The organism is Kastovskya adunca (assembly GCF_059505785.1).
Genome location: NZ_JCACLG010000056.1, coordinates 73637 through 99084, shown reverse-complemented (window position 1 = coordinate 99084; position 25448 = coordinate 73637). Strand labels below are relative to the sequence as shown.

General features: G+C 47.0%; 28 protein-coding genes. 12 read left to right on the top strand and 16 right to left on the bottom strand.

The genetic code is table 11. The annotated features are described in order from the left end of the window. Window positions 1-225 precede the first annotated feature (225 nt). Complete coding sequence (locus tag AC5JR3_RS21290) at window positions 226-1914, top strand: alpha/beta hydrolase (RefSeq protein WP_495848575.1); 1689 nt, start codon at window positions 226-228, stop codon at window positions 1912-1914. Here AC5JR3_RS21290 and AC5JR3_RS21285 read toward each other — a convergent pair. The 3 genes from AC5JR3_RS21285 to murG form a co-directional block, all read right to left on the bottom strand. Next, the gene (locus AC5JR3_RS21285; RefSeq protein WP_495848574.1) at window positions 1848-2219 is read right to left on the bottom strand and encodes an S-layer protein; all 372 of its coding nucleotides are present in this window, start codon (window positions 2217-2219) and stop codon (window positions 1848-1850) included. The two genes, AC5JR3_RS21290 and AC5JR3_RS21285, sit on opposite strands and share 67 nt — an antisense overlap. Before the next feature lie 178 nt (window positions 2220-2397). Beyond that, the gene (locus tag AC5JR3_RS21280; protein WP_495848573.1) at window positions 2398-3483 is read right to left on the bottom strand and encodes a fatty acid desaturase; all 1086 of its coding nucleotides are present in this window, start codon (window positions 3481-3483) and stop codon (window positions 2398-2400) included. 399 nt (window positions 3484-3882) lie between these two features. Further along, window positions 3883-4947: an undecaprenyldiphospho-muramoylpentapeptide beta-N-acetylglucosaminyltransferase gene (murG, locus tag AC5JR3_RS21275; RefSeq protein WP_495848572.1), complete on the bottom strand. Its 1065-nt coding sequence runs from the start codon at window positions 4945-4947 to the stop codon at window positions 3883-3885. A gap of 218 nt (window positions 4948-5165) precedes the next feature. Between murG and AC5JR3_RS21270 the strand changes: the two genes are divergently transcribed. Both AC5JR3_RS21270 and AC5JR3_RS21265 read left to right on the top strand, forming a co-directional pair. Continuing rightward, window positions 5166-5951, top strand: coding sequence for a nuclear transport factor 2 family protein (locus AC5JR3_RS21270; RefSeq protein ID WP_495848571.1), 786 nt, complete (start codon window positions 5166-5168; stop codon window positions 5949-5951). A gap of 113 nt (window positions 5952-6064) precedes the next feature. After that, window positions 6065-6838, top strand: a complete 774-nt coding sequence (locus AC5JR3_RS21265) for an SDR family oxidoreductase (RefSeq protein WP_495848570.1) — start codon at window positions 6065-6067, stop codon at window positions 6836-6838. Window positions 6839-7014: 176 nt separating this feature from the next. On the opposite strand, the gene AC5JR3_RS21260 is transcribed toward AC5JR3_RS21265, so the two are convergent. From AC5JR3_RS21260 to AC5JR3_RS21250, 3 genes are read right to left on the bottom strand one after another with little or no spacing between them, the layout of a single operon-like run. Beyond that, window positions 7015-7488: a PIN domain-containing protein gene (locus tag AC5JR3_RS21260; RefSeq protein WP_495848569.1), complete on the bottom strand. Its 474-nt coding sequence runs from the start codon at window positions 7486-7488 to the stop codon at window positions 7015-7017. Continuing rightward, on the bottom strand, window positions 7485-7754 hold the full coding sequence (locus tag AC5JR3_RS21255) for a UPF0175 family protein (RefSeq protein WP_495848568.1): 270 nt from the start codon (window positions 7752-7754) through the stop codon (window positions 7485-7487). The genes AC5JR3_RS21260 and AC5JR3_RS21255 overlap by 4 nt, the downstream gene beginning before the upstream one ends. A 17-nt stretch (window positions 7755-7771) precedes the next feature. Next, window positions 7772-10822: a HEAT repeat domain-containing protein gene (locus tag AC5JR3_RS21250; protein ID WP_495848567.1), complete on the bottom strand. Its 3051-nt coding sequence runs from the start codon at window positions 10820-10822 to the stop codon at window positions 7772-7774. A gap of 497 nt (window positions 10823-11319) precedes the next feature. Here AC5JR3_RS21250 and lepB point away from each other — a divergent pair, with 497 nt between their 5' ends. Next, window positions 11320-12369 carry a signal peptidase I gene (lepB, locus tag AC5JR3_RS21245; RefSeq protein ID WP_495848566.1) on the top strand — a complete coding sequence of 350 codons (1050 nt, stop codon included), beginning with the start codon at window positions 11320-11322 and terminating at the stop codon, window positions 12367-12369. A 98-nt stretch (window positions 12370-12467) separates the two neighbouring features. On the opposite strand, the gene AC5JR3_RS21240 is transcribed toward lepB, so the two are convergent. From AC5JR3_RS21240 to AC5JR3_RS21230, 3 genes are read right to left on the bottom strand one after another with little or no spacing between them, the layout of a single operon-like run. Beyond that, window positions 12468-13130, bottom strand: coding sequence for a haloacid dehalogenase type II (locus AC5JR3_RS21240; protein ID WP_495848565.1), 663 nt, complete (start codon window positions 13128-13130; stop codon window positions 12468-12470). Window positions 13131-13169: 39 nt separating this feature from the next. Then, window positions 13170-13826 (bottom strand): alpha/beta hydrolase, encoded by a 657-nt coding sequence (locus AC5JR3_RS21235; protein WP_495848564.1) that lies wholly within the window; start codon window positions 13824-13826, stop codon window positions 13170-13172. Then, entirely contained in the window at window positions 13717-14061 is a 345-nt protein-coding gene (locus AC5JR3_RS21230) for a hypothetical protein (RefSeq protein WP_495848563.1), read from the bottom strand. Before AC5JR3_RS21230 ends, AC5JR3_RS21235 begins: the two co-directional genes overlap by 110 nt. A gap of 267 nt (window positions 14062-14328) precedes the next feature. Between AC5JR3_RS21230 and AC5JR3_RS21225 the strand changes: the two genes are divergently transcribed. The 3 genes from AC5JR3_RS21225 (at window position 14329) to AC5JR3_RS21215 (ending at window position 15885) form a co-directional block, all read left to right on the top strand. Continuing rightward, on the top strand, window positions 14329-14535 hold the full coding sequence (locus AC5JR3_RS21225) for a high light inducible protein (RefSeq protein ID WP_495848562.1): 207 nt from the start codon (window positions 14329-14331) through the stop codon (window positions 14533-14535). A 106-nt stretch (window positions 14536-14641) separates the two neighbouring features. Beyond that, complete coding sequence (locus AC5JR3_RS21220) at window positions 14642-15085, top strand: DUF4383 domain-containing protein (protein WP_495848561.1); 444 nt, start codon at window positions 14642-14644, stop codon at window positions 15083-15085. 269 nt (window positions 15086-15354) lie between these two features. After that, a complete protein-coding gene (locus AC5JR3_RS21215) occupies window positions 15355-15885 on the top strand; it encodes a GrpB family protein (RefSeq protein ID WP_495848560.1) in 531 nt (176 codons plus the stop codon). A gap of 68 nt (window positions 15886-15953) precedes the next feature. On the opposite strand, the gene AC5JR3_RS21210 is transcribed toward AC5JR3_RS21215, so the two are convergent. Both AC5JR3_RS21210 and AC5JR3_RS21205 read right to left on the bottom strand, forming a co-directional pair. Continuing rightward, window positions 15954-16088 carry a hypothetical protein gene (locus AC5JR3_RS21210; protein ID WP_495848559.1) on the bottom strand — a complete coding sequence of 45 codons (135 nt, stop codon included), beginning with the start codon at window positions 16086-16088 and terminating at the stop codon, window positions 15954-15956. Continuing rightward, window positions 16085-16405 carry a hypothetical protein gene (locus tag AC5JR3_RS21205; protein WP_495848558.1) on the bottom strand — a complete coding sequence of 107 codons (321 nt, stop codon included), beginning with the start codon at window positions 16403-16405 and terminating at the stop codon, window positions 16085-16087. Before AC5JR3_RS21205 ends, AC5JR3_RS21210 begins: the two co-directional genes overlap by 4 nt. Before the next feature lie 105 nt (window positions 16406-16510). Here AC5JR3_RS21205 and AC5JR3_RS21200 point away from each other — a divergent pair, with 105 nt between their 5' ends. Beyond that, window positions 16511-17326: a class I SAM-dependent methyltransferase gene (locus tag AC5JR3_RS21200; protein WP_495848557.1), complete on the top strand. Its 816-nt coding sequence runs from the start codon at window positions 16511-16513 to the stop codon at window positions 17324-17326. Window positions 17327-17363: 37 nt separating this feature from the next. Here AC5JR3_RS21200 and AC5JR3_RS21195 read toward each other — a convergent pair whose 3' ends face one another. After that, window positions 17364-17609 (bottom strand): hypothetical protein, encoded by a 246-nt coding sequence (locus AC5JR3_RS21195; protein WP_495848556.1) that lies wholly within the window; start codon window positions 17607-17609, stop codon window positions 17364-17366. Window positions 17610-17706: 97 nt separating this feature from the next. Between AC5JR3_RS21195 and AC5JR3_RS21190 the strand changes: the two genes are divergently transcribed. Then, complete coding sequence (locus AC5JR3_RS21190) at window positions 17707-18459, top strand: DUF4336 domain-containing protein (RefSeq protein WP_495848555.1); 753 nt, start codon at window positions 17707-17709, stop codon at window positions 18457-18459. 193 nt (window positions 18460-18652) lie between these two features. Here the strand turns inward: AC5JR3_RS21190 and AC5JR3_RS21185 are convergent, their stop codons facing one another. Continuing rightward, window positions 18653-18889, bottom strand: a complete 237-nt coding sequence (locus AC5JR3_RS21185) for a hypothetical protein (protein ID WP_495848554.1) — start codon at window positions 18887-18889, stop codon at window positions 18653-18655. Window positions 18890-19014: 125 nt separating this feature from the next. Between AC5JR3_RS21185 and psb32 the strand changes: the two genes are divergently transcribed. Then, the gene (psb32, locus tag AC5JR3_RS21180; RefSeq protein ID WP_495848553.1) at window positions 19015-19740 is read left to right on the top strand and encodes a photosystem II repair protein Psb32; all 726 of its coding nucleotides are present in this window, start codon (window positions 19015-19017) and stop codon (window positions 19738-19740) included. Between the two features lie 197 nt (window positions 19741-19937). On the opposite strand, the gene AC5JR3_RS21175 is transcribed toward psb32, so the two are convergent. Both AC5JR3_RS21175 and AC5JR3_RS21170 read right to left on the bottom strand, forming a co-directional pair. After that, entirely contained in the window at window positions 19938-20477 is a 540-nt protein-coding gene (locus tag AC5JR3_RS21175; RefSeq protein ID WP_495848552.1) for a late competence development ComFB family protein, read from the bottom strand. A gap of 119 nt (window positions 20478-20596) precedes the next feature. Then, window positions 20597-21535 (bottom strand): M23 family metallopeptidase, encoded by a 939-nt coding sequence (locus AC5JR3_RS21170; protein ID WP_495848551.1) that lies wholly within the window; start codon window positions 21533-21535, stop codon window positions 20597-20599. A gap of 194 nt (window positions 21536-21729) precedes the next feature. On the opposite strand from AC5JR3_RS21170, the gene AC5JR3_RS21165 reads away from it, so the two are divergent. After that, complete coding sequence (locus AC5JR3_RS21165) at window positions 21730-24069, top strand: monovalent cation:proton antiporter family protein (RefSeq protein WP_495848550.1); 2340 nt, start codon at window positions 21730-21732, stop codon at window positions 24067-24069. An 85-nt stretch (window positions 24070-24154) separates the two neighbouring features. On the opposite strand, the gene AC5JR3_RS21160 is transcribed toward AC5JR3_RS21165, so the two are convergent. Continuing rightward, complete coding sequence (locus AC5JR3_RS21160) at window positions 24155-24367, bottom strand: Hfq-related RNA-binding protein (protein WP_495848549.1); 213 nt, start codon at window positions 24365-24367, stop codon at window positions 24155-24157. 139 nt (window positions 24368-24506) lie between these two features. On the opposite strand from AC5JR3_RS21160, the gene dapF reads away from it, so the two are divergent. Then, window positions 24507-25349: a diaminopimelate epimerase gene (gene dapF / locus AC5JR3_RS21155; protein ID WP_495848548.1), complete on the top strand. Its 843-nt coding sequence runs from the start codon at window positions 24507-24509 to the stop codon at window positions 25347-25349. The last annotated feature ends 99 nt before the right edge of the window (window positions 25350-25448 follow it).

Here is a 25448-nt window from a genome sequence, read left to right as displayed (position 1 = left end):
GATGAGCAATTAGAGGTTATCAGTTCTCCTCATCTCCCCTACTCCCTCGTTTTGCCAATCCCCCAACTTAGGAAACTTGTAGAACTTGGATGCGATCGTAGGAGTGTTGTGGAATGCTCAAATGCTCCTCCCATTGACATGATGAGGTTTCAGTTCAACGGATTGAATAGCAAACTATTGGAACAGCATCAAGACAGGACACCAGTAACACTAGGAGAACAGAGAATGGCGGTGACAAAACCTCAGCTCAGGCAGGTTCCTCTCAGGAGCGCGGGCAACCCACAGGGTAGCTCCCTGAGTCGTCGGTATAGGCATGTTATGCACGGTATTTGTACCTTAGCAGTAGCTTTAGCCTGTAGTATTGCTGTGCCTGCTGAGGCGGCAGAACGTCTGATTCTCAAGTTAGGCCCTTTTGAGCAGTCAGTCCCCATCGCTGATTTAGAGGCGTTTGCCAACACAGGGGAACTATCACCCGCCCTCAAACCCTTCGGTGTCATCTTGACGCCGCAAGTCCAGCAGTTGCTGTCAAGACGGCTGCAAATCGATCCGAACATGATTGATAAATTCGTCAATGACCACCTCCGCACAACTGATGGTCAGCGGTTAATTAACAGACTTGGCGTAGCACTACCGGGTAGCACAATTGAGGAATTGCAAGCTGCCATATTCCTTGCCGCTCGACAAGTTGATGGGTTGAGTGTGGTGGGTTTTTTGCGGGCTTACCCAGAGGAAAGGGTGACGGTGGATGCCAGTTCTGCTTTGGCGATCGCCATTCAGTTTAATGCTTCCTACCTACAAAGTCAGGCGCTCGGCCCCATCTTAGAACGAGAATTAACGGTTCCGACAGAAAACAGCTTCCGAGCCACTTTTGACCCAGCAGCGGAAGGGAACCAATGGGTAAATCAAAACACCGTTGTTCTACGCGATCGCTCTCGACAACGGACGATCCCAATCGACATTTACTCGAGCCAAAACTCCTCCGGGCCCTTGGTGGTTATTTCCCACGGCTTCGGCTCTGACCGGAGATTTCTCACCTATCTGGGGCGTCATCTGGCTTCCCACGGACTCACGGTTGTCTCTCTAGAGCATCCAGGCAGTAATATTACCTGGTTAACGGATGTCTCTGTCTCGGATAATCCCAGCGACCTGTTACCTGCCTCTGAGTTTCTCGACCGTCCTAAAGATGTCAGCTTTGTCCTGGATAAGTTAGCCCAATTCAACCAGGAAGATGGCTTTTGGCAGGGCAGATTTAACACGCAACAAGTTAGTATCATTGGTCACTCCCTAGGGGGGTACACCGCCTTGTCCCTAGCTGGAGCAGAACTGAACCTAGATGAGTTGCGGCAGTTTTGCCAAAATCGCAGTCCCTTGGGGCGATCGCCAGCCGATTGGTTCCAGTGTGCAGCGGCTGACTTACCCAATGACAAAATTCAACTGCGAGATCCGCGAATTGTGCAAGTCCTCGCCTTAAATACTATTTCAGGGCGGCTATTTGGCAAAAACGGTCTGGCGAAAGTCTCCGTCCCCACCCTAATTTTGACGGGGACAGAAGATGCCGTCACCCCCTCTTTAGACCATCAACTGCGAGTATTTCAGCAGCTAAACCCCGGCAGCAAATACCTCCTGAGCGCCATCGGAGGCACTCACCTGAGCGTCACTGACCCCGATAACCTCAACAAATCATTAACTCAAAGTACCCTCGTCAAAGAGAATATTGGCGAAGAAACCGCACCCCTACGTCAGCTCGTCCGAGGCGTTAGTTTGGCATTCATCAAGCAGCTCACCCCAGAAGCCGAGATCTATCAACCTTTCCTAACCCCCGCCTATGCCCAATCACTTTCTACTCCTCAAATTGCCCTGCGCTTAAACACAGAGTTCACCGCCTCTATGGAAGCTTGGTTGAATTTGCTGTGATCAGGAGCGGGAGAGAAACTAAGGGGTTGGGTTGGACGCGGTTGCAGAAATGGTCTAACCTGTTCCGGTGGAAGCGAACCATTATAGGCACCGCAGTAATACAGCTTCATTACCGCTTCAAACGCCCAATCATCCGGTGAAAGGTCTGAGAACGGAATGGGTAAAGTAGCCGCACGACCTTGGGCGCAGACTTCGAGAACGTCAACGCTCTGATTTGGCTGCGTCTGTTCGGGAGTTTGGGCGATCGCGGGAACCGTTAACCCAGAGAGTAACAGTGCGGCTGTTGTCAGTAGTCTAAGTTTCATAAAGGTTTTTAGTTAATGGAGAGAGACTAACAGGACTTACCTGGAGGTTGTAGAAAGAACGAACCTCCCACCACACGCGGCAGTGCCTTCTATATTTATGATAAACAATGCTTTTTAGTAGGGTGCATTCTATTAATACACCCCAACTAAACGACTAATTAATCAGCTCAGATAAGCCTTATTTCGGTAAGGCTTTGGACTGGTAAAAAACCTTCCCACCTTCATCCTCTACAAAACGACAGCTACGCCACGAGGTGAAGAACGATTTGAAGATAGAATCGTCAGACTTGCGATAATAGTCTCCCAAAATAGGTTTAATTGCCTCTGTAGCTGTCTTTAAGTGGTAGTGAGGCATATTGAGGAAGATATGGTGGGCGACATGAGTCCCAATGTTGTGGTGAATACCATTGATTAACCCATAGTTACGGTCAATAGTGGATAGCGCACCTTTAAGAAAATACCACTCTTCACCGCGATACCAGGGAATATCAGACTCAGTGTGATGTAGGAATGTTACTAGATCAATCCAAACAACAAACACGAGATAAGGTGCAAGATAATACTTGAGCAAAAATAGCCAGCCATATTGGAATGTTAGCCAGCCTAAAAAGCTAACCATTAACGTCCAGAGAACTGTACTGGTAATAACATCCCACTTTTCTGAAGGTCGAAACAAAGGGCTACTAGAAAGAAAATGTGAGCCTGGTTCTCGTTCAGGAGAACCCGTGAACAGATAAAGTGGGTAAGCAAAAAGTACCCCGAAGGCTTCAAAGCGCAAGAATTTTTCCCACCAAGGCGTCATCCGATACTTGCTTTCAGTAAGGGGATACCAGCTTTCATCGGTCTGGATATTACCCGTATTTTGATGATGGGTTCTGTGGCTAATACGCCAACCATGGTAAGGAACTAAAATTGGAGTATGAGCCAGATGTCCAATTAAATTATTGAGCCATTTCTTCTTAGAAAAAGAACCATGCCCGCAGTCATGTCCAACCACAAATAATGCCCAGAACATAGTGCCTTGCATTAGCCAGAATATAGGCAAAAACCACCAGTAATTAAGAACATAGACCGCCCCATAGAGCAGACCAATTAGAGAAATATCAAGGAAAAAGTACGAAAGTGAACGCGCAATGGATGGCTCGAAGCAAGAAGCCGGAATCGCAGACTTTAGATCTTGTAGGGTGAAAGGAAGGTCTGAACGCCCATTGTTGACTGGTTTCCTTGTAGAAGGATAATTGGACTCAATAAGATTAGATTGCACTTAGTTTTGGTTTAAGTTGTTTTTAGACAATGGGGAATATTCTAACCTTCATTGACTGAAGTAGGCTAGGAAAAACTTCTAGACATACATCATTAATTTTGTCTAGAGTATTTAAACGTTTTCTCGCGAAGTTTAAGCAGTAAAATTATCAATAAATTATCGGAGACTATTGCTTTTTCAGTTTGAGGCTATATCAGGAGCAAAGTCTCTCACCCCTACACTTTCAACTCTTAATAAAAATTGCTTCAGCAGGAACTACTTTGCAATATTTTTGCTATTTTAGGTGCTATTGTATGAGCATTAATTTTGTAATATTTGGCAACTTTATTACTTATTAAACCTTAGCAATTTTTCAGAAGCCTCACCCCATAGGGCTAATTCCCTTGGTGTCATGAGAGATTATTTATCCTTCAAATCACTCACTAAAGCCGCTAAACGTTTTGCACTATCGGTTACAGCGAGAGTGCCGGATTTGTGCGCCATTTCCTGCAATAATTCTGGCGATCGCAACAAATGCAAAACCTTACTTTCTAACACTTCCGCTGTCAGTTCCGACTGACGGAAAACTAACGCCGCCCCAGCATCGGCAAAAATTTTCGCATTAAAGGCTTGGTGATCTTCAGCCGCGTAGGGAAAGGGAATCAGAAGGGCGGGGGTTTGGGTGACGGCGAGTTCGGTTAGCGTCCCCGCACCTGCACGACTGATGGCTAAATCGGCACGTTGAAATAGTCCTGCCATATTGTCATAAAAGGGTAGGGAAAGATACTGCGGGTGTTCCAGGCTTTTAGCATCAGGGTCTTTATCGCCTGTGAGATGAACCACCCAAGCCCCTGTTGCCAACCAAGCAGGGGCAGACTGACGCACAAATTGATTAACCGCGATCGCGCCTTGGGAACCGCCCACCACGACAATCAAGGGCACATGATCCGGAATGGGTAACTCTAGCTGGCACGGCTTTTGAAAGTTTGCCCTCACAGGCGTTCCTACATAAACGGTTTTTGCTTTGGGAAGATACTGAGCCGCCGACTCAAACCCTAGCGCCACCGCACTACAGAAGGGACTGAGCCAGCGGGTTACCTTGCCAGGTATGGCATTGGATTCATGCAAAATAACAGGTAAACCTTGGAATCGCGCCGCCATGATTGCGGGAGCGGCAATATAACCACCTGTGGTAAATACGGCGTCAATTTGCCGATTTTTGAGCAGTCGTTGCACCACCCGAATTGAGGCAATCAGCCCCTTGAGGATTCGCACGCTGCCTAGTCCAAACCGCTGCTGAAATCCTTCAACGGCGATCGTATGTAGGGGGTACTGAGCGGGAACTAACTCACGATCTAGGCGATCTGGAACGCCTAGCCACTCAATCTCATAATCAGATAACTGTTCAGCAAGAGCGATCGCCGGAAACAAATGTCCCCCCGTACCACTAGCAGCAATCAGCAATCGAATGGGTGACTTAGACATCTTTCTCCTAGGCAGCAACGGGTAAAATCAAAAATCAGTTATAAATTGGCGAGGGTATTTAGGTACTCGACCTGCCTCTTTGTTTATTTGAGGATATCGTCGTACCTATAACTAAACCTAGGGTACTGGTGGCAGTACGATAACCCCATCAGACTCCCCGCTAAGATAGAACGATAGAAATTAGATTCCCTTTGTTTAATCACCACTACTACCACGCTATGCGTAACCCTGTAACCTCTTTTCGGCAACCGTTCAACCTGGTTGCTTCTTTGCTCGTGGCTTTTTCCTTCCTCAGCCCAGCCCAAGCCGCTAGCCCAGAAACGGCACCAGAAGAGCTGAAAAATGCGATCGCTCAAATTGATGTCGCCGCCAACGCTCGTAACCTTGAGGGGGTAATGCAGTTTTATAGCCCAAACTTCACCCATACCGACGGCTTAACTCGTGATGCCCTCAAAAGCTCCTTAACTCAGCTTTGGGAGCGCTATCCAGAGCTGAAGTACCGCACTGAACTGAAATCTTGGGAAGCAAAAGGGGATGATATTATTGCCGAAACCGTTACCTACATTACGGGGACGCAGCCTGATGCCGGATCTGGGGTGAAGCTAGAATCGACATTGCGATCGCGTCAGCGCTTCGATGACCAAAAAATTGTTGAGCAGACAGTTCTTGCCGAGCGCACTCAGCTAATGTCTGGTAAGAATCCCCCCACCGTGAAGGTTAACTTACCCGAACAGGTGCGAGTAGGGCAGCAGTACAGCTTTGACGCCATTGTCCAAGAACCCCTCGGCGATGCCTTACTTTTAGGAACCGCCATGGAAGAACCGGTTAATAGCGATCGCCTGATGAGTCCCTCAAAGTTTGAACTAGAGTTGCTCTCAGCCGGAGGAATTTTCAAAGTAGGTAAAGCCCCCCTACGCCCAGATGGACAGTGGATTTCCGCCGTCTTAATTCGAGGGGATGGGATGACTACTATTACTCAGCGCCTGAATGTAGTAGAGCGTTAGATTATCCTGCGGTTGCACTCTTTACCTTCCCGGTTGTGCGATCGCTTTTTTCGCCCTCACACCAACCAATCGGCGATTTTCGATTACTCTAGAAGCTAAAAATCCCAAATTTTATGGCTTCTTTGCAAAATTCAGTTGTTTTGATTACGGGTGCTAGTAGCGGCATTGGCGCAGCCTGCGCTGAGATGTTTGCTCAAGCCAATGCCAAGCTGATTTTGGTAGCACGACACCCGGAAAAGCTTGAGTCACTGGCAGCAAAGCTTTCTCAGGAAACAAATTGCCAGGTGCATGTACTGCCGTTTAATGTATGCGATCGCGCCGCTGTGGAATCTGCCCTAGACAGCCTCCCAGAACCTTGGTCAGCCATTGATATTCTCGTCAACAATGCCGGACTCAGTCGCGGACTCGACAAGCTACAGGAAGGCAGCATCCAAGACTGGGAAGAAATGATCGATACCAATATCAAAGGGCTGCTGTACATGACGCGCCAAATCGTCCCAGGAATGGTCAGTCGCGGGAAAGGTCACATCATCAATATTGGTTCTGTTGCCGGACATTTTACCTACCCCCGTGGCAATGTTTACTGCGCCACCAAAGCCGCTGTTCGTGCTATATCCGAAGGGTTAAAGCAAGACTTACTGGGAACCCCCGTGCGGGTGAGTTCCGTTGACCCTGGTTTAGTGGAAACTAACTTCAGTAATGTGAGGTTTCATGGCGATACAGACCGTGCAAAAACCGTCTATCAGGGACTGACTCCCCTAACGCCAGAAGATATCGCTGACGTTGTGTTTTACTGCGCCACGCGCCCCCCTCACGTCAATATCAGCGAGGTGCTTGTGCTACCAGTAGACCAAGCTGGCTCGATGCTGCTTAATCGACAAACTTAAGAGACTGTTTCTAAAGTAATGTTAACTGGCTAGGTTGCCTAATGATTGGATAGATCCCCCCTAGCCAGGGTTAAAAAGGGGGGAAGCCAGAGGAAGCTTTGCTATCTCTTGAAAGTCCCCCTTTTGAAGGGGGATTTAGGGGGATCTCCGGGGATTTACTCAGGAAGTAAGGTAATTCACAAGTGCTTATCTAACAACTTTTGAAACAAACTGTCAGATGCCCAGAAGGATGTACTTTGAAGGTTTTGGACAGCAGCAGGTAGATCGATGAGTTTCATCGTCGCTGCTTGATCTAGAATTCCGAGGATGCCCGCGATCGCAAATCCTCTTTCTGTGGCAGTGCGACGTGCCTTCATATCATCTAATAAAAGTAAATCTGCATTGAGTTCTTGGGCTAGAAGAATGGCTTCGCGTTCTCCAGGATCGAGTAGATCAAGAATTGCATCCGAAGATTGGCTGACAGGCTGAATGTTGAGCCAATCGGGTGGAGTTGCAATCCAAGTTTGGACAGGTGAGGGGGCAGATGCATCGGACAGTTCGCTGTAAACTGCCTGGGGAATGATGATTTGCCTAAACAGTTCGGGCAAAAGGTTGATGTGACCAATCAGGATTAGGTAGTTGATTGGGGAAGTATTGGAGACAATAATCATTCCTTGGCTAAAACGTTGCCAATAGCTTGTGCATCCTGCTCCAAGTCGTCTTCAGTGTAGGGCAAGTGGGCTTTTTCACGCTTGAGGAATTCGTAGGTTTCCCAGCGGGATGATAAGTTGAGCATTCGCCGGACTTGGGCAGCGCCAGTGCGTCCTTGGCGATAGTTATCAGCCGCGATGAGTTCTAAAATTCGGCGGGAGATGTTGGCGGGTTGCAGTTGCAGTTGATTGGCGATGTCGTCGGGGAGTTCGATGGTGATTTGCATGATTTGTTCTCCTTTGCTTACCGTTGACTGTGACGTTCTTGCACGACTTCGTAGAGACGACGTGCCATTTCAACAGGAATTCCGGCAGGAGGACAGAGAATTTTCAGTCCTTCGATGCCACCTGCGAGGAGAACTTTGATGAGGTTAGGAGTAGATTCAAGCTGTTCTAAGAATTTTTGGATAAAGTTTTGTTGTTGGGTTTCGGTGGTAGGGGGATAGGTTTGAGCGAGTTGATTCAAGAGAGCTTGAATCTTTTGAGCAGCTTCCGCAAGATCTTGCTCGGAGATGTTAATACTCTGCTTCGCATGTTGGATGAATTTAATGTTGCTACCTTCATTAGCGACATTAACACCGATGCTTGCTCCGCGTTGATCGAAGTTGAAGTTGTTGGTCACGTTAAGTCTTCCTTGGATGAATTCATTTTGTACATTACCGTTTGCATTTGGCAGTTCTGATGGGCTAGATTGGGCAATTTCGTAGTTGTAGAATCCACAGCGTGATTGGATGTGAGAAATTGTATCTAGTAAATCTGTTTCTCCCATTTCTCGTAGAAGATCAGTCAGATTGGTTAGTATTTCAGAGGTAGCGATTTTTCCTAAAGCATAAGCAGCATTCTGACGAACAAAAAAGGCTTCGTCATTTAAACAGCTTATTAATGAATTTTCTATCAACTTAGTAGTAGTTTTCTCAGATTTAGCTTTCTCTAATCCGTCGATAGCACTCCGACGAATATGTGGGTTTCTATCTTTTAAAACCGATAGTAGTCCCCTAATAGCTGCCTCAGTTCCAATTTTTCCTAACACGTAAGCAGCAGTATGGCGAATATCATAGTACTCATCTTGATTTTCCAATATTTTTATTATTAATGGAACCTCTGTACTACCTCCAAGTTCACCTAGTGCTTCTACTGCACGCATACGAACTGAATATTCTTGATCGCTTAAAGCTTCAACTAAATGAGTAATTACAGTTCTACTACCAATTTTTCCTAAGGCATAAGCAGCAGCAGAACGAACATTCTGGTCTTCAATCTGATTTTCTAGCGTTTTAACTAAAATAGAGATTGCCTCTTCACTACCAGTTTTTCCTAAGGCATAAGCAACACCACTCCGAATCTGAACGTCTTTATCTTCCATAGTTTGAAGTAAAGCGGGAATTGTATTCTTACATCTAAGTTCTCCTAATGCATAAGCTGCACCGTAACGAACTAAAGATTCTTCATTCTTGTCTTCGATTATTTGGAGTAAAAGAGAAATTGCATCTTCACTGCCCATTTCGCCTAGTGCAATAGCAACATCATGACGAAATAAAGACTCATTGTTCTTGTCCTTCAACGCTTGCATTAAATCAGGAACTGCTGCTTTATCTCTAACCGTTCCAAATGCATAAGCAGAGCTGCTAGCAATACAATTAGCTTGACTAGGTTTTCTTAAAGCCTGTAGTAAATTAGAAACCGCAACCTTACCACCAATTTTCCTCAGAGTAACAGCAGCTTCATAGCAAAACATCGAATCTGGATCTCGCCAGACTTGTATCAAAATAGGAACTGCAGATTCGTTGCCAATTTTTCCTAACGTCTCAATAATACTCCTACAAACTGTAGAAATTCTACTATGGGCTTCGAGTAAAGTTTGATTTGGAACTTGAGAGACATTTTCTTTTATTTCAGTAAAAATTATTGTTTGGACTAAACGAGTATTTTTTAAAGCTTTAATTAGAGAAGAAGTTACCTTGCTACTGCCGATTTCTCCCAAAGTACGAGCTGCTGTAGCTCGAATCATAGAATCTTCGTTTTTATCTTCTAAAATTTCGATCAAAACGGAAGTTGTAGCCTCATTATTAATCTCCCCTAGAGCAGAAATAGCTAAAGTGCGAGTATCAAAATTTTCATTTTTCAAGGCTTGTTTTATGGAAGTAACAGCATATCCAGAGCGCGTTATACCTAACAAACGTATTTCGAGGTACTGAGGAATTACTAGTCCTTTAACTAAACTAACTGTTTGTTCCTGAAACTGTGATTTTACTGCCCCCGCTAGCCTCGCTCCTAGCCTCAAATCTACCTCTAAAGCTAACTGCACCACTTGTACTGTCTGTGTCTGCTCCTCCACTAACTCCAGCATCAGTGCCAGGGGTTCTGTCCACTTTCGGTAGTTGAGATAGTAACATTTTAGTTGCGTTTCACCTTCCTCATCCCTCAGAAGTTCAGGTAAATATTGCAGCAAGTATTCCGCCGCATAGTATTCCTGGATTAGTTGATGGTGAAAACTAACTTCCTTCTCAGAGACTCTTTCCAAAAAGTGATACTTCAGTAACTCTTCAATCCGGGATGAAGCACCATGAAGATCGCCAAACCTTTCAGCAAGGACTTTTTCTGCTTGCTCATCAGAGATTACTAAGCCAGGATCGTTTGGCTCCGGGGAGTCCAGCATTGTGAACGCCAGATGTTCCAGCCAAGGATTCCAAGCTTTGCGACGCTCATCTGTAACGGGTGCGTCTTCCTTGTATTTTTTGAAAGACTGAAAAAATTGACGGAATGCCTCTCCCAAAGTCTCTACAACAGCGCCCGTCTCCTGAAACAAGTGATACAGCATCCACAAGACAAATGGCGTGCGGCTTAACTCTCGATTGTCTCGGCTCAACAATTGCAACACCTGTTCCGCTTGAGCGGGCATACATTCTCGCAAGAAGCGATTGATTTCTAGAGGGCTAGGCGGTTGAACTTCCAACCTTCTTTTGATGCCCAAATCGCCGCTGCCTAGCTCTCGCGTTGTGCAGATGAATGGTATCTTATCGCACTCCTCACGAAATGCTTTCAGTTGTGTACGAACTGTGTCTGCTGGCATCTCGTTCAAGCCATCCAAGAGCAGAATCAGCCGTTCCTCAAACAGTAGTTCTTCAACTTCTGAAATTTTCAGTCGTAGTTGTGGCTTAAGCGCCTCTCTAATCAGAGTCAACATCCCTGAAGGATCTTCAGAGCTAGAAAAACGGACGTTGTACCTTTTCAACGGAACCAGCACGGGAATTCGAGGTTCTGCTTTCCCAAGCTCTTCTTTTGCAAAACTGACCAAACAACGCAAAAGCGCCGTTGATTTGCCGACACCTGGCGAACCTACCAGCAAAATATGCTCAGATTTGACGTAATTCTGGATTCCTTTGACTATTGGCAGTGAGACTATCTGCGGCTTCTCCCTTGGCTTCTTCTCCTCAGTTTGCACCATCTGCTCAAATGAGAAGGTTGCCTGTCGATCCGCGATCATTTCAGTCAAAGCATCCACAGTCCACCACTGCTCGTAGCGGCGGCAGATTTCTTGTAGATAGCACTTAAACTCGCTAGGGGCAATCATCGGGGAGAGAAGTTATACCATCTCAAGAGAGTCTTCTCTATGATAGGCAGGTTATCCGGCATGATGCCTAGATAAAATAGGTGCCGGGATTGAAAACTAATAACCTACCGGGCGATCGCCACTTCGCAGCGATAATAGTAACGACTGCAAAATTTAGCCTTTAAGTTTTGCGTACCGACGAAAAACCCTAACCCCTAGCTCACTGACTCAAAACTTGCGGTATGTTTGAACCTTGGTTAGCGGTTAATCTCTCCATGTTTTTTCCCGGTATCGGACAGCTATACGCTGGGAAGACACTCAAGGGAATAGCATTTGCTGCTAGCCAGCTAGCACTGATCGCGATCGCCATTTGGTCAATTTTCAGTCCTACTGGCAATACCATTACTGGCTTATACTGTTTGCTCCCCATCAGCATTCTCTACATTGCCAGTCTCTTTGACGCCCACGCTTCAGTTTTTCAGCAGCTCAACAATCCGCAACTCGAAAAAATTCCCCGAATCCACAAAAATCCCTGGTTTGCGGTTTTTCTTTCCAGAGTTTTACCGGGATTAGGACATTTTTATCTGCAAAAACCCATTCTTGGGGCTTTTTTTCTATCTTTGCTCATTATTGTTTCTGCTCTAAAATCCTTCTCTTCACAGTTACTTATTTTTAGCCCGATTATCTCTGCCGTTAGCTGCTACCATGCTTTTATCAGCTTTCCCAAGCGCCAAAAAAATCGACAGTATTTAAAAATCTTCCTGATTGTAAGTGCGGTTTTAGCGTTCCAGTTATTCGGAAGTTACTTACCTCAGGTAATTGCTCAGGAAGTCGAAATTTTTGAAATTCCTAGTAAATCAATGCTTCCTACTCTACAAGTAGGTGACAAAATTTTTGTTAAAAAACCCAGCAATTATCTTCCCGAAACTGGCGATTTTATCGTCTTCAAAGCTCCTCAAGCGGCTAAAGATTTAGACTCCCAAGCTGATAAAAACAAAGAGCAATTTTATATCAAGCGCGTCATTGGCAAGCCGGGGCAAGCCGTTCGCATCAACAACGGCATTGTATATATTAATAACCAACCCTTACAAGAAACCTATATTGCCGAATCCCCCGTTTATCAATGGGGAACAACGGTCGTGCCTGCTAATTCCTATTTTGTCTTAGGCGACAATCGTAACAATAGTTTTGACTCTCACGTTTGGGGATTTGTACCAAAGACTAAAATTGTTGGTCAAGCCTACAAAATATTTTTGCCGCCACAGCGCATTCAATCACTGCTAAATCGCTAAACAAAACAGCCCACTGGCACTCTTAATAAGCACCAGTTGAAGGAGAAAGCCTGATAAATTCCTGGCAAAAGCCAACCCTATTCGCCTTAACGAGCGTGTCATCCCTCCACAATTCGGTTCGCGGCTTCAACCAAATCACTAGCGATTATCTCTGGTTGCGGATAAACACCGAGGTATTCCTTCTCTTGCTTATTAATGAAAGCCGTTCGCAAACCAGCACAGGCGGCACCTGCAATATCCCAAGCATGAGCCGCAACCATCCAGACATCACCCTCGAAATCTGGCTTCGGCAAGGCGTAGACATCCGGATGCGGCTTTGTCTTCCCGATCGCATCACAAGAGAAGATGCTGGCAAAGTACTCAAGAGCATTGGCTTGTTTTAGCAGCTTATGGGTGGAGTCCTTACTGCCGTTAGTGAGGGCGATTAGCTTCCAGCCTGCTGTCGTTAGAAGGCGAAAAGCTTCTAGAGCCTCTGGCTGTGGCTCCAGTTCGGAGAAGGCTTTTACTATGTGTGATCGCTTGTCGTTATCTGCCTCAATTCCTAACACCTTGAGCGTCCGGGGCAGTTCTGCCTCTAGGACTTCCTTGAGTGGTCGGTAGCTACCTGCATGGGAGAGGGCGAAGGCATCCCGTAAGGTTTGGGCAAACCAGAGTTCGAGAGCATGAGGAGGGGCACCCAGCTCTACCAATCTCTGGCGGGGCTTGTCCAAACTGAAGCAGGTGCCGATGATGTCGAATACTACTGTGCCTTTTGTGTTCATTCAGGTTGATAAATTTAGAATTTGTACGAAAATATCCCGCTACGCCGTGAACCACTCCAGTGCGGATAGTGCGATCGCCGGAGGAATTGTGTGGGAACCGTCGAACTCCCGATAAACCACATCGTAGCCAGCACGTTGCACCTGCGGCACTATCCTACGGCTACAATTATCGATCGGTAAAACAGAGTCTTGCGTGCCGTGGGAGATGAACAGACGCGGTGAGCCAACCTGTGAAGCGGGTGCCATAAACCCCGGCGAGAATGCTATGACATGGGTGAACAAGTCGCCATTGGTGATGCCAACACTGAGCGCATAGGAAGCCCCATCCGAGAAGCCCGCGATCGCAAGACGAGTGGGGTCTACAGCATAGCGGCTGAACGTCTGCGCCAGTGCCTGATCGATCAAGGTGATATCGGGGCCATATTCACCAAACAGCACATCCCACGTCTGGCGGCGTGAGGCAGGTGCCAGCAGGATTAGTCCAGCCGCGTCGGCGAGATTTTGGAGCATCAATCCACCGCGTGCGTCGCCGCCTGCGCCGTGCAGCATCACTACCAGTGGCGCGGGTCGGGAAGCTTGGTAATTTTTAGGCACGTAGAGGAGTCCGTCCCGCTTGGTAGAAAGTCCCAATGGTTGCAGACCGATTGGTGCCGTTCCTGTAGGCTGCGTTGGTCGTGCCAGCAGGCGTCCATTCATAGACGCCTGATCCTGATTCTGTGGTTTGTCTGTTCTCATCGATGTAATTCTCTGTATAGAGTTGGTGGTACAGGCTGATCCAATCGCCCCAGTGATGCCTGCCAAAAACATTCCCAGTAAGTGCCTTCGCCTTAATCGTGAACCGATATCGGTTTTCTGCCTCAGCATGATGCCCTCGCTTCTTTTGGTGTGAAAAACGAATTTTTCTCCCGGCACCAATGAGCGCAAATGACATCTTGCACTCTTATAAGCAAACTGTTCTCGATTAGCCATTGGACTTTCGATCGATTTTGATGTCAATCTTCCGAAGTAAAAATCCGGACTTTTACTCCCTTATGTTATTGATAAATAAGGATACTTGTTCTTGTATCGATATTAACAATCGAGCGTTACAAATCGAATCTTTAGATATAGATGAAGTTCAATTCTAACGGCAGACAATGCCAACGAATTTACTCGATAGCATAAAAACTAGAAACAGCCTCATTGAGAACTATCCACTATGAAGAATTCAACAACCAGTAACGCCCAAGTCCCTACAGTCGCTCCGGCTTACAACGGTTCTGATCGTAATGCCTGGATTTTTGGCTGGAACCCACAGCAAGAGCTATGGAATGGTCGTCTAGCAATGCTTGGTTTTGTCGCCTATCTTGTTTGGGATCTAGGTGGTTATAGCGTTCTTCGGGATGTACTCCACTTAATTCACTAAGAAATTGAACAGTCAGTTACAAACTGTCTTTTGTTTATCGCAACAACAATAAAACAGTTGTCTAGTCCACATTAAAAATTTTTGAAGCTCAAAATAAAATACTGCCATGCAAACATCAAAATCTTCAAATTCCGCAATTCGTTACACAGCTCTAAGCCTAGGTCTCCTTTTCTTGTTACTTGGCTTAGCGGGATTTGTGCCTGCTTTTGTCACTCCCTCTCTTGAATTTACCTCCGAACCAGGCTTCGGCTATATATTCGGGGTATTCCCCACCAACTATTTTCATAATGCAATTGGCATTTTAGTAGGTGTTTGGGGAATTGCTGGATTTACTAGCTTAAGCGGATCAATTGTGTTCAATCGCATCTTCGCTCTCCTCTATGCAGCAGGTGCTATTTTAGGATTGCTGCCTTTTGCAAATACTCTGTTTGGGCTGACACCACTTTTTGGAAATAATATCTGGCTCAATGCTCTAACTGCTGCGATCGCGTTTTACTACGGATTTGTGAAGTCAGCAGAAATCGTTATGCCGAGTTCATCGAATGCTTAACCTAGCCTGTAACAAGAATACCTTCTCGAAGTAGAGAAAGTGTTTTCATGCTTACTGCTAGAAATTATTTCATCTGCGATCCTTGGTACTTATTCTATGATGCAAAAGTAGTCTCACAAAGACTACTTTTTTTCTTTATCCCTCTACACAGGGTTAATATACAGACAACTCGCAGTCTAATCACCCATTTTGGGATTTTAGACTGCGAACTTTCAGTTTAATCACCCGCATCGGAAGTATTAGGCAGACAGAATCAGTCTAATTAAATTATGAGGAAAGTCGAAGTTATCCTACATGACCCAAAGTGGCAAGAGGCATTTGAGGCTGAATCGAAGCATGTTGTCGATGCCTTGGACGAAAATGTTGTCGCCATACATCACATCGGCAGCACAGCCATTCCTGGTATTTATGCAAAACCCATTATCGATCTGTTGGTTGAAGTCAAAGACATTATTAAAGTAGATGAGCAGAGTTCAGTAATGGAATCACTTGGTTATGAAGTGATGGGTGAATTTGGAATTCCTGATCGTCGATACTTTCGTAAAGACAGCCAAGAAGGTGTCAGAACGCATCATATTCATGCTTTTGAAGTCGGTTCAGAGCAGGTAGAACGTCACTTGGCGTTTCGAGATTATATGATTGCTCATACTGAAGACGCGCAGAGATACAGTGAGCTAAAGCGCAAGTTAGCAAGAGAACATCCAACAAATATCGATAGATATATGGATGGCAAAGATGAGTTCATCAAAGAAATGGATAAGAAAGCAGCACAGTGGCGCAAACTACAAATGGGTCAGTAGCCAGCAACCTAACAAGTCCCCGGTGGCAGTCGTTTTTTAACGGCTGTTGGTGGGTGTTCAAAAGTCAACTAAACGTGAAAATTATCTAGCAGACGAGACAGATTATCCTGCTGTTTTTGCTTTGTGTCTGACCATTGCCAGTTGCAATATGCGCGATCGCACTTTACGGTACTGCCCAGACAACTTGCTTTGGCTGTGGTCATACCTCCTGCTGTGCTTGAATTTCGTTGAGCAACATCTCATCAGAGTAGGATTTCTCCCATTCGCCCTCAAGCTTGAGTCGCACCGACTTTGCGCCACCACTGGGCGTACAAACGACCCAGTAGCTATCCTCTTGTCCTTTAACCTGCGCCGCGTCTTTGTTTTCTGTGTTGTTGTCAATCCCAGAGTAGGCTTGAACACATTTCCAGGTAATGCCGTCGCTATCTGTAATCTCTCGTTCCATGACTATTGTTTGAGTTATTTTACTTCTGTAAGACTGGGGGCGATCGCCTCTTGATGTTGCTCGCTCCAGTTCCATTGCTTACTGCTGGATAATTATTTCTTCGGCACTCTTTGGCACTGATTATATGATGCAGAAGTAGTCTCACAAGGACTACTTTTTTTGCGATCGATTCAGTAGCAAGTGCTAAATTTACTGCAAAGCATTGAGGAAGCAGGGATGGCACTTTACGACACGATTGGGGGAACCTACGCCCAAACTAGAAGAAGCGATCCACGTATTGCTGCAAAGCTGCTAGAAATTCTGACATCCCGGCAAGTATCTACTATTGCAGATATTGGCGCTGGCACAGGTTCCTACGCACTTGTACTCGCTGAGCATGGGTATCGTGTCCTTGCTGTTGAGCCATCAGCTACGATGCGGAGTCAGGCGATCGCTCATCCTGCCATTCAATGGATAGACGCTGATGCTGAAAATCTGCCTTTGCCCGATCGATCGGCAGATGCAGCCATTATCATGCTTGCCTTCCACCATTTTCAGAACTATCGACAAGCCTTGCAAGAAGTCCACAGAGTTACAGGTGGTAGACAGATAGTTCTATTTACTTACGATCCAGAAATGATTTTTAGTTTTTGGTTAACGCAGTATTTTCCCTCGTTCGTTTCAGATGTACAGTCTACGTTTTTGTCAATTTCAGAGTTAATGTCTGAAATCGAATCAATTACGGGTACAGGCATGAATACAATACCTTTCGCGTTGCCGCATGATTTGTCAGACTCATTTGCTGCGGTTGGTTGGGCACGACCAGAACTTTACCTGGAAAGCAGTGTTCGTAGTGGGATTTCATCCTTTGCCAAACTAACTGACGAGGAATTAGAGCAAGGGTTATCGAGCTTACGTGAGGATTTACAGACAGGAGAATGGGATCAAAAGTATGGATACCTACGCCAGCAGACGCAGCATGATGTAGGTTATCGTTTCGTGCACACCACCGCCTAACATTTTGTCGAATCAAAACCACTTGATTTAGCTTTGGTCATACCTCCTGCTGTGCTTGAATTTCATTGAGCAACATCTCATCAGAGTAGGATTTCTCCCATTCGCCCTCAAGCTTGAGTCGCACCGACTTTGCGCCACCACTGGGCGTACAGACGACCCAGTAGGTATCCTCTTGTCCTTTAACCTGCGCCGCGTCTTTTTTTGCTGCGTTGTTGTCAAGCCCAGAATAGGCTTGAATACATGTCCAGGTAATGCCGTCGCTATCTGTAATCTCTCGTTCCATGACTATTATTTGAGTTAGTGTACTTCTGTAAAGTTGGGGGCGATCGCCTCTTGATGTTGCTCGCTCCAGTCCCATACCCCTTGAAATATAAGCCGTTATGAACCCCGATGGAATCGAGCTATATGAACCGATCGACACCCTTAAATCTGTTGATGAGGATATTTGGATTGTTGATGGGCCAATTGTGCGGATGGCAATGTACGGAACCTTTACTCCTTTCCCAACGCGCATGACGATTGTGCGATTGAGCAACGGTGAGTTATGGTGTCATTCGCCAATAGAACTGACTCAATCACTCAAAGACCAAATAGACACCCTTGGCTCAGTGCGCCATCTCATTTCACCGAACAAAATCCATTATGCTCATATCGCTACCTGGGCGAAAGCCTATCCAGAAGCCACAACTTGGGCATCGCCAGGTGTTCGCGATCGCGCAGCACAGCAGCAGATCGAAGTGACTTTTCATGCCGATTTGGAAGATGAACCGCCGTCGCAGTGGGCGGAAGATCTTGACCAGTTGCTCTTTCGTGGCAGTCGATTTATGGATGAAGTAGTATTTTTCCATCGCCAGAGTGCTACCCTAATCCTCGCCGACCTCATCGAAAACTTTGAGCTAAACAAAGTTACTCAGAAGTATCGTTGGTTGATTAAGTTAGCAGGTAATGCCGATCCTGATGGAAAAACCCCGCTGGATTTGCGAATGACGTTTTGGGGACAAAAGGAGCAAGCCCGTAGCTGTTTGCAGCGAATGCTCCAATGGAACCCAGAGAAAATCATTCTCGCTCATGGTCGTTGGTATCGGGATAATGGCATGGCTGAGTTACATCGTGCCTTTCGCTGGCTTCAGTGACGTTTTTAAAAAGGTTTTATGTGTAGGGATGTAGGGACGGGTTTAGACGAGAAGTTATAAGTTTCACCGATATCGGAACCCTCAAAACCCACCCTGTTCTAATAAAAACGAAATGCAGCAAGACATTCTTGATAGCCAAGAGAAATATTTTTGGGAAGACTTTTGATTACACAGCTAATTGTGTACCGATCTTCTAGAAGGGAATATCATCATCGTCAAAGTCAGAAGCAGACGAATCACTCGTTGATGATGGAAAACCTTCAGGAGACATTTGCAGGTCTATCCACTGCTTTGCCATCTCGAGAGCTTCTTCCTCCGTCTTGGCATTGTGAACCGGAATCATACATTGACCACCAGCGCTCCAAACTTGAACACAGAACACTGGTCTGGCTTCGACAATCCAACCCCGATAAATTTCTGCTTTACTCATAGCTGGCACTCTTGGGGAGTAGGCTGAAGATTATCATCAACCGTAGCATGTCACAACTTTAAGAAGTGAGTTTCGCTTCAGCTTTTATAGTATTTTTTGGAAAAGTCAAGTTTGAGATCGATGCCATGAAACAGCTCCTCAATTCCATCTTCCAGAGGGGGGGAAACCGACAACGATTAGTTTTCGCCTTCCTTTTAAGCCTTTTGCTCGCGGGAATCGTAGCGGCACCAGCTAACGCCACGGGTGTCTATCAGATGCCCAACGTATCAGCCGGAGAACCGACTTGGATTGTTGATAAAGGTGAAGTTCTCAGTCGCCTTACGGAAGGTCAATTGGGTGGCAATTTGGAAACTTTAGCTAAGAAAACAGGCAAGGAAGTCAGAATGGTGACTGTCCATCGTCTCGACTATGGTGAGACGATCGAAAGCTTTACCAATCAGTTATTTGAAAAATGGTATCCTACACCAGAAGCGCAAGCCAATCAAACGTTACTGGTCATTGATACCCTGACGAATAATTCAGCGATTCGCACAGGGGAATCTGTTCAGTCGCTTCTGCCTAACGACACGGCTGAAAGTGTCTCTGCTGAAACTGTACAGGTACCCCTGAGATCGGGTAACAAATATAATCAGGCGTTATTGGATGCTAGCGATCGCCTTGTTGCTGTCCTCTCTGGCGAACCCGATCCTGGCCCGCCAATTGTTGAACAGATTGTTCAGGTAGAAGGCACCTTTACCTCCGCAGAGGACACGGAAACAGGTAAAGCCACAATCTGGGTGATTGCCCTGTTAATTGCAGCGACAGTGATTCCGATGGCGACCTACTTCTTTTATCAAAGCTTCTCCGGCTAAGGGATGAACAGAGTTTTCTGCCTTAGAAAAGGCAAATAGCACCGGGTAGGCAATTCTTTCCCGACGCTATTTGGGCAATAAACTCACCTAAACGTCCTGCACACATTACATCGTCAGTCATCAGAACCCCTCTATCCCTCGCGAACAGGGAGGAATAGAGGGGTTCTAGATATGTTTGTAGATAGGTCGAGAGACTACTACGAGTTGGGTTTTTGCTCAAAGTTAGTCGCGTAGCCTTGAAGTAGGTCGCTGATATTCCTGAGTACGTCTTTGCTTTTAGAAATCGCTTGACGTTCAGAGCCGAAGTCGGGGCGATCGAGGTTACGGGAAATGGCGCTACTCACTTGCTGAGTAATCAACTCCGCTAGTTCCTCTTTTGCCCGTTGGCGCTGATACCGGGCACCTTCTTCGGTGGTGGCATAAAGCGGAGGCAGGCGGTTGAGGGCGTAGGCAGCGATGTCGCCAACATCTAAAACGCGATCGCTGGTGGCTTCAATTTCGGCAACGTGAGCGATCGCCTCGCTAAGTACCAACTCTTCCATCACGTTGATGAATTGTTTGCGTGGCACTGCAACGACTTCTCCAGTCAAGAGTGCCCCCATCAACCGATCCAACGCCATATACTCTTCGATAGAAAGTTCTGAGGCAGTATCACAAATCCGCCCCACTTCCGTCTCCATCACTGGCGTCAAATAACCATCTTGTAGGGCTTGTTCAACAATCTTTTCTATGCTCATGACTTGGAAGTATGCTTCGCAGTGGTACGACAGACAGGGCAGTTTGCCACAATTTTTCCTTAAGTCAACCCAAAATTTCGTAAAACTTAAGAACTTTTAGGAAATTATTACCAAAAGTTCTAATTAAATCCTTGGAATCTCCAGGGTACAGGGTCTACAGAAATGCCGTGAACATATAATCCCCAGTGCAGATGAGGCCCCGTAGAGGCTCCCGTTGAGCCGATGGCACCAATCCGTTGCCCCGCTTGGACAACGTCACCTTCTTTAACGTCAATGCGGCTCAGATGCAGCATGATACTAGTTACACCCTGACCGTGGTCAATGCCGACGGTGTTGCCATGCACTCGGAATCCTTCTGATACTTTACCCACTAAGGCGATTCGACCAGCTGCGGGGGCAACGACGGGAGAACCCATGCCACCTGCATAATCAACACCACGATGGTAATAGTCTTCAGCAAAAACACCGTTGTAGTAGCGGCGAATGCCATAACCTGACGAGATGCGACCCGCATTAGGCTTGACAAAGATACCGTTCCAATATTTTTCTGGCGTCTCCAGTTGTTTGAAGGCGGCTACCCGATCCAGTTCCTGCTGTGTCGCTGACTGCGAGGCGGCACCGGAAAGCCGAATTCGTTGTGTGGGGAAAGAGCGATTTTTTAGGGGAACCGAGAGGTTTTTGACTTCACCTTCGCTTGTCACTTGTACCGTTATCGTTCCCGGCTTGTCCAAGGGGCTTGTCGGGATTAAAGTCCGAAATTCTCCAGAACCGATGGCAAAGGCGGGGTAAGTCTTACCACCCATTTTGACGGTGGGAGGACTACCCGCAGAATTTGGCTGCACAGCGACGGATAGGGTGTCGCCCAACTGAGCCGGGTTGGGTGAGATCCGCGATTGCAAGGCGCGGGCGGGTATAGCGATCGCCGCGATCGCTACAACTATACCGAGGATGAGACTGGCGCGTCCCCATTTGATACGTCGGCGTCGAACCCAGGCAACAGTAGCAGCAAGCCAGCTTTGGCGAGGGCGCGGTTGAGACGGAGTAGGCTTTGACAGCACAAGCAATTTTCCCCAAGCAAGCGATCAACAATGTGTAGTAACTAATAGGGGATAGACTATCACTCCACGGAAACTGTTTCCAACGCTTGCCCTGAAATTGCTATCGATTCTCCTAGCTGAGGCACCACCTAAGCTGAAAAAATTTGTATTCTTAGGTTTATACAGCTTAATATTTTTCTCAGATAACAAAAATTGTGCAAGAAGATTTTCGACTCATTATAGATTTTGTCTCCATTCTCGCAGCAGCCGCAGCTGGAGGGCTATTTGCCTCTCTATGCCGTCAACCTGCACTGCTAGGTTATATCTTGGGGGGAATAATTGTTGGGCCAGCGGGTCTGGGTTTGATTAAAGAATTAGTCCAAATCGAGACGCTGGCACAGTTTGGAGTTGCATTCTTACTATTTGCGCTGGGAGTAGAGTTTTCTCTGGCGGAACTCAAAAAAGTTCGGGCGATCGCATTAGGTGGAGGAGCGTTGCAGATTGCCCTGACTATCCTAGTGACGGCTTCAATCTCTGTGGCAATGGGCTGGGTGACTTCCCCGGCGCAGGGAGTCTTTCTGGGGGGAATCTTATCTTTGTCGTCTACCGCTGTCGTTCTCAAGTGCTTGATGGAACGCAACGAAACAGAGACGCCCCAAGGACAAGTCATGCTGGGAGTTTTGGTGGTGCAAGACTTGGCACTGGGCTTAATGCTGGCGGTACTTCCCGCCCTCGATCAACCGCTAAACGCCATTGGGATAGCCGTAGGACTGGCGGTATTAAAAATTGGATTGTTTGCAGCCGGAGCTTTGGCGGTAGGGATTTGGCTCATCCCCTCTTTGTTGCGGCTTTTAGCCCGCACGGAAAGCCGAGAGCTATTTTTGCTAGGGGTTGTCGTCTTGTGTTTAGGCATTGCCCTGCTGACGGATCAGCTGGGGCTTTCCATTGAGATGGGGGCGTTTGTCGCCGGATTGATGATTTCGGAGGTGGAGTACGCAGATCAGACTTTAACCTATGTAGAACCAATCCGGGATATCTTCGCGGCTGTATTCTTCGCAGCGGTCGGGATGCTGATTGACCCGATGTTTTTGTGGAACAACCTGGAGTTGATTCTCGGACTGGTGCTGTTGGTTGTAGTGGGTAAGTTTTTGATTGTCACTCCCATAGTAAGAGCGTTTCGCTATCCGTGGAGAACAGCAGTTCTTGCCGGGTTGGGGCTAGCACAAATTGGGGAATTTTCCTTTGTTCTTGCCAGTGAAGGACAGGTGCTGGGATTGGTTTCCCGACGAGTTTATCTGTTGATTTTGGGAACAACGGCGGTGACGCTGGTGATTACACCCCTGATGCTGCGTTTGGTGCCAATTGTCTTTAATTGGATCGAGACAATCCCGTTCTTGAAGCCGTACCTTGACCCCATGGATGCGCCGCAGGAAGTGTCTACTGATAGCCAACAACTGCAAAATCATATTGTGATTTGTGGCTACGGACAGGGGGGCAAAAATTTAATGCGGCTCATGCAAGACCACAACGCCACGGTTTTGGTGGTAGACCAGTCTGAGCGAACCATTCAACAACTGCGAGAGGCAGAAATCCCCTATGTTTATGGCAATGCTGCCAGTTTGCATGTGCTGGAAAAAGCTGGGGTAGACCGGGCGAGATCGATGGTCATTACTCTGCCCGATCCGATGAGTACAAGGTTGTGTCTCAAGCGAGCGCTGGAGTTAGCTCCCGACTTAGATATTGTCGTGCGGGCAACTAAAGACCGGGACATCGAACTGCTTTACCAACTCGGTGCTAAAGAAGTTGTGCAGCCAGAGTTTGAGGCAAGCTTGGAACTCACGGCTCATCTCTTGTCTGGGGTGGGATTGCCCATGTGGATGATTCAGCGGGAGATGGAGCAGATTCGCAGTTCTCACTATTTGGGTTTACGCTCAGAGCAACTACCCTCTCAAGTTGCGAAAGATTTGCGAACCGCAGCCGAGACGATGAATAGCAAGTGGTACGACATCCCTGATTATTCACCCTTGATCGGGATGACCTTAGAACAAGCTAATGTTCGCCGCCTATCGGGGGTGAGCTTAGTTGCTATTCGCCGCGCGTCTGGGGAAGAACTCGACTATCCCGATCCTCAGGTGAAACTGCAAAAGGGCGATCGCCTTTTAGCCGTCGGAGAATCCAATGAAATTGCTGCTTTTAATGAATTGGCAAAGGGAGAAATGGCGATTCCTGCGGCTTCTACCCCTTGCCAATGGTTGCTGGTACCTGAAGGCAGTCCCGCTCATGGTAAAACCCTCTCGCAGCTCCATTGGCGGCGTCAGTACGGCATTCAGGTGCAAGCCATCCGCCGCGAAGGCAAATTTATCCGCTTTCCCGATGGCAGTACAGATGTACGTACTGGCGATCGCGTACTTTTGTGTGGTGGTAGTTACCCCCTGAATCAATTGCAGAAGTGGCTGGTGCCTGATTTGCAGACCCCCATATCGGTGCCTATGCTCAAGGCACCCGTCAGCGAAGCAATGCAAGAGTTTATCCCTCTCGATAGCCAGCGAGATTGAACTATGGGGGTTAGTTATTAATCGTCTTAAGAGATATTGCTGGCAATATCTTTTAAGGTTCTGATACCGTTAATCGTCATGACGCTTAAGCTTTCACATAGGCGATCGCGTGTCGCCAAACAATCATTGACTCGGCTTCTGGCTCAACATCGTAGAGATATAGGCAGTTAGCATCTTGCCAACGCACCTTACCCACCATGACATCCCCGGTGAGCAGTTTTACCTCAACGCGTTGTTGGTCTTTTATAAAGGATTGAATTTGACGAACGCCCGGTTGTCCAGTCTCGAATTCAGCCACGATCAAAACCTGAAGCTCATACGAGCATAAGAGTACAAGAGAGAATCTTACAATTATTTAACGATTGTCAGCAGTCAGTTGTTTAGAACTGACGCCGTGAGACGAAACTCAGAATGAATCGCTATATCGGAGCAATATTATGGCTATTGAATTTACAAAGTACCACGGACTGGGGAACGACTTCATTTTGATTGATAATCGCTCCTCATCTGAACCCCTCATCACACCAGAGCAAGCGATTAAACTTTGCGATCGCCATTTTGGCATTGGAGCAAATGGGGTGATTTTTGCCCTACCGGGACAAGATGGCACCGACTACACCATGCGGATTTTCAACTCCGATGGCTCAGAACCAGAGATGTGCGGCAATGGCATTCGCTGTTTAGCTAGATTTATCGCCGATTTAGAAGGTGATTCTGGAACTTTAGCAGAATATCACCTGCATACTCTGGGAGGGGTAATGACTCCCAAACTTCGCCGGGATGGTCAAGTGACGGTTGACATGGGCTTACCGCGACTTTTAGCCGCAGAAATTCCCACCACCCTGTGCTCTGGGGATGAGAAAGTCATTAGCCAGCCCTTGGAAGCCGCTGGAGAAGTTTGGGATGTTACCTGCGTCAGTATGGGCAACCCTCACTGCATCACCTTTGTTGAAGATGTCGCCGCCATTCCCTTAGAAACGATTGGTTCGCAGTTTGAGCATCACCCCGCTTTTCCTCAACGCATCAATACTGAGTTTATTCAAGTCGTGCGCCCAGATTACCTGAAGATGCGAGTTTGGGAACGGGGGGCAGGAATTACCTTAGCGTGCGGCACTGGGGCTTGTGCGACGGTGGTTGCGGGGGTGCTGACGGGTAAAAGCGATCGCCACTGCACCGTCGAGCTTCCCGGTGGCTGTTTAGAGATTGACTACTCCCAAACCGATGGGCGAGTTTATATGACTGGCAGCGCTGAGAAGGTTTTCACGGGCAAGATTGAGTAAGAGTTTGTAAAACGTCATAGAAAAAAGCGATCGCCTCTTTCATAGAAGCGATCGCTAATCGTTTTCTCAGCAATGGTAGGCACAGTTACCTACCAACGC

What these genes read in the sequence shown, in the direction of transcription:
- AC5JR3_RS21290 (WP_495848575.1), top strand. Translation starts at nt 226, where the DNA reads ATGGCGGTGACAAAACCTCAGCTCAGGCAGGTTCCTCTCAGGAGCGCG.
- AC5JR3_RS21285 (WP_495848574.1), bottom strand. Translation starts at nt 2,219, where the DNA reads ATGAAACTTAGACTACTGACAACAGCCGCACTGTTACTCTCTGGGTTA.
- murG (WP_495848572.1), bottom strand. Translation starts at nt 4,947, where the DNA reads ATGTCTAAGTCACCCATTCGATTGCTGATTGCTGCTAGTGGTACGGGG.
- AC5JR3_RS21270 (WP_495848571.1), top strand. Translation starts at nt 5,166, where the DNA reads ATGCGTAACCCTGTAACCTCTTTTCGGCAACCGTTCAACCTGGTTGCT.
- AC5JR3_RS21265 (WP_495848570.1), top strand. Translation starts at nt 6,065, where the DNA reads ATGGCTTCTTTGCAAAATTCAGTTGTTTTGATTACGGGTGCTAGTAGC.
- AC5JR3_RS21260 (WP_495848569.1), bottom strand. Translation starts at nt 7,488, where the DNA reads ATGATTATTGTCTCCAATACTTCCCCAATCAACTACCTAATCCTGATT.
- AC5JR3_RS21255 (WP_495848568.1), bottom strand. Translation starts at nt 7,754, where the DNA reads ATGCAAATCACCATCGAACTCCCCGACGACATCGCCAATCAACTGCAA.
- lepB (WP_495848566.1), top strand. Translation starts at nt 11,320, where the DNA reads ATGTTTGAACCTTGGTTAGCGGTTAATCTCTCCATGTTTTTTCCCGGT.
- AC5JR3_RS21240 (WP_495848565.1), bottom strand. Translation starts at nt 13,130, where the DNA reads ATGAACACAAAAGGCACAGTAGTATTCGACATCATCGGCACCTGCTTC.
- AC5JR3_RS21235 (WP_495848564.1), bottom strand. Translation starts at nt 13,826, where the DNA reads ATGAATGGACGCCTGCTGGCACGACCAACGCAGCCTACAGGAACGGCA.
- AC5JR3_RS21230 (WP_495848563.1), bottom strand. Translation starts at nt 14,061, where the DNA reads ATGTCATTTGCGCTCATTGGTGCCGGGAGAAAAATTCGTTTTTCACAC.
- AC5JR3_RS21225 (WP_495848562.1), top strand. Translation starts at nt 14,329, where the DNA reads ATGAAGAATTCAACAACCAGTAACGCCCAAGTCCCTACAGTCGCTCCG.
- AC5JR3_RS21220 (WP_495848561.1), top strand. Translation starts at nt 14,642, where the DNA reads ATGCAAACATCAAAATCTTCAAATTCCGCAATTCGTTACACAGCTCTA.
- AC5JR3_RS21215 (WP_495848560.1), top strand. Translation starts at nt 15,355, where the DNA reads ATGAGGAAAGTCGAAGTTATCCTACATGACCCAAAGTGGCAAGAGGCA.
- AC5JR3_RS21210 (WP_495848559.1), bottom strand. Translation starts at nt 16,088, where the DNA reads ATGACCACAGCCAAAGCAAGTTGTCTGGGCAGTACCGTAAAGTGCGAT.
- AC5JR3_RS21205 (WP_495848558.1), bottom strand. Translation starts at nt 16,405, where the DNA reads ATGGAACTGGAGCGAGCAACATCAAGAGGCGATCGCCCCCAGTCTTAC.
- AC5JR3_RS21195 (WP_495848556.1), bottom strand. Translation starts at nt 17,609, where the DNA reads ATGGAACGAGAGATTACAGATAGCGACGGCATTACCTGGACATGTATT.
- AC5JR3_RS21190 (WP_495848555.1), top strand. Translation starts at nt 17,707, where the DNA reads ATGAACCCCGATGGAATCGAGCTATATGAACCGATCGACACCCTTAAA.
- AC5JR3_RS21185 (WP_495848554.1), bottom strand. Translation starts at nt 18,889, where the DNA reads ATGAGTAAAGCAGAAATTTATCGGGGTTGGATTGTCGAAGCCAGACCA.
- psb32 (WP_495848553.1), top strand. Translation starts at nt 19,015, where the DNA reads ATGAAACAGCTCCTCAATTCCATCTTCCAGAGGGGGGGAAACCGACAA.
- AC5JR3_RS21175 (WP_495848552.1), bottom strand. Translation starts at nt 20,477, where the DNA reads ATGAGCATAGAAAAGATTGTTGAACAAGCCCTACAAGATGGTTATTTG.
- dapF (WP_495848548.1), top strand. Translation starts at nt 24,507, where the DNA reads ATGGCTATTGAATTTACAAAGTACCACGGACTGGGGAACGACTTCATT.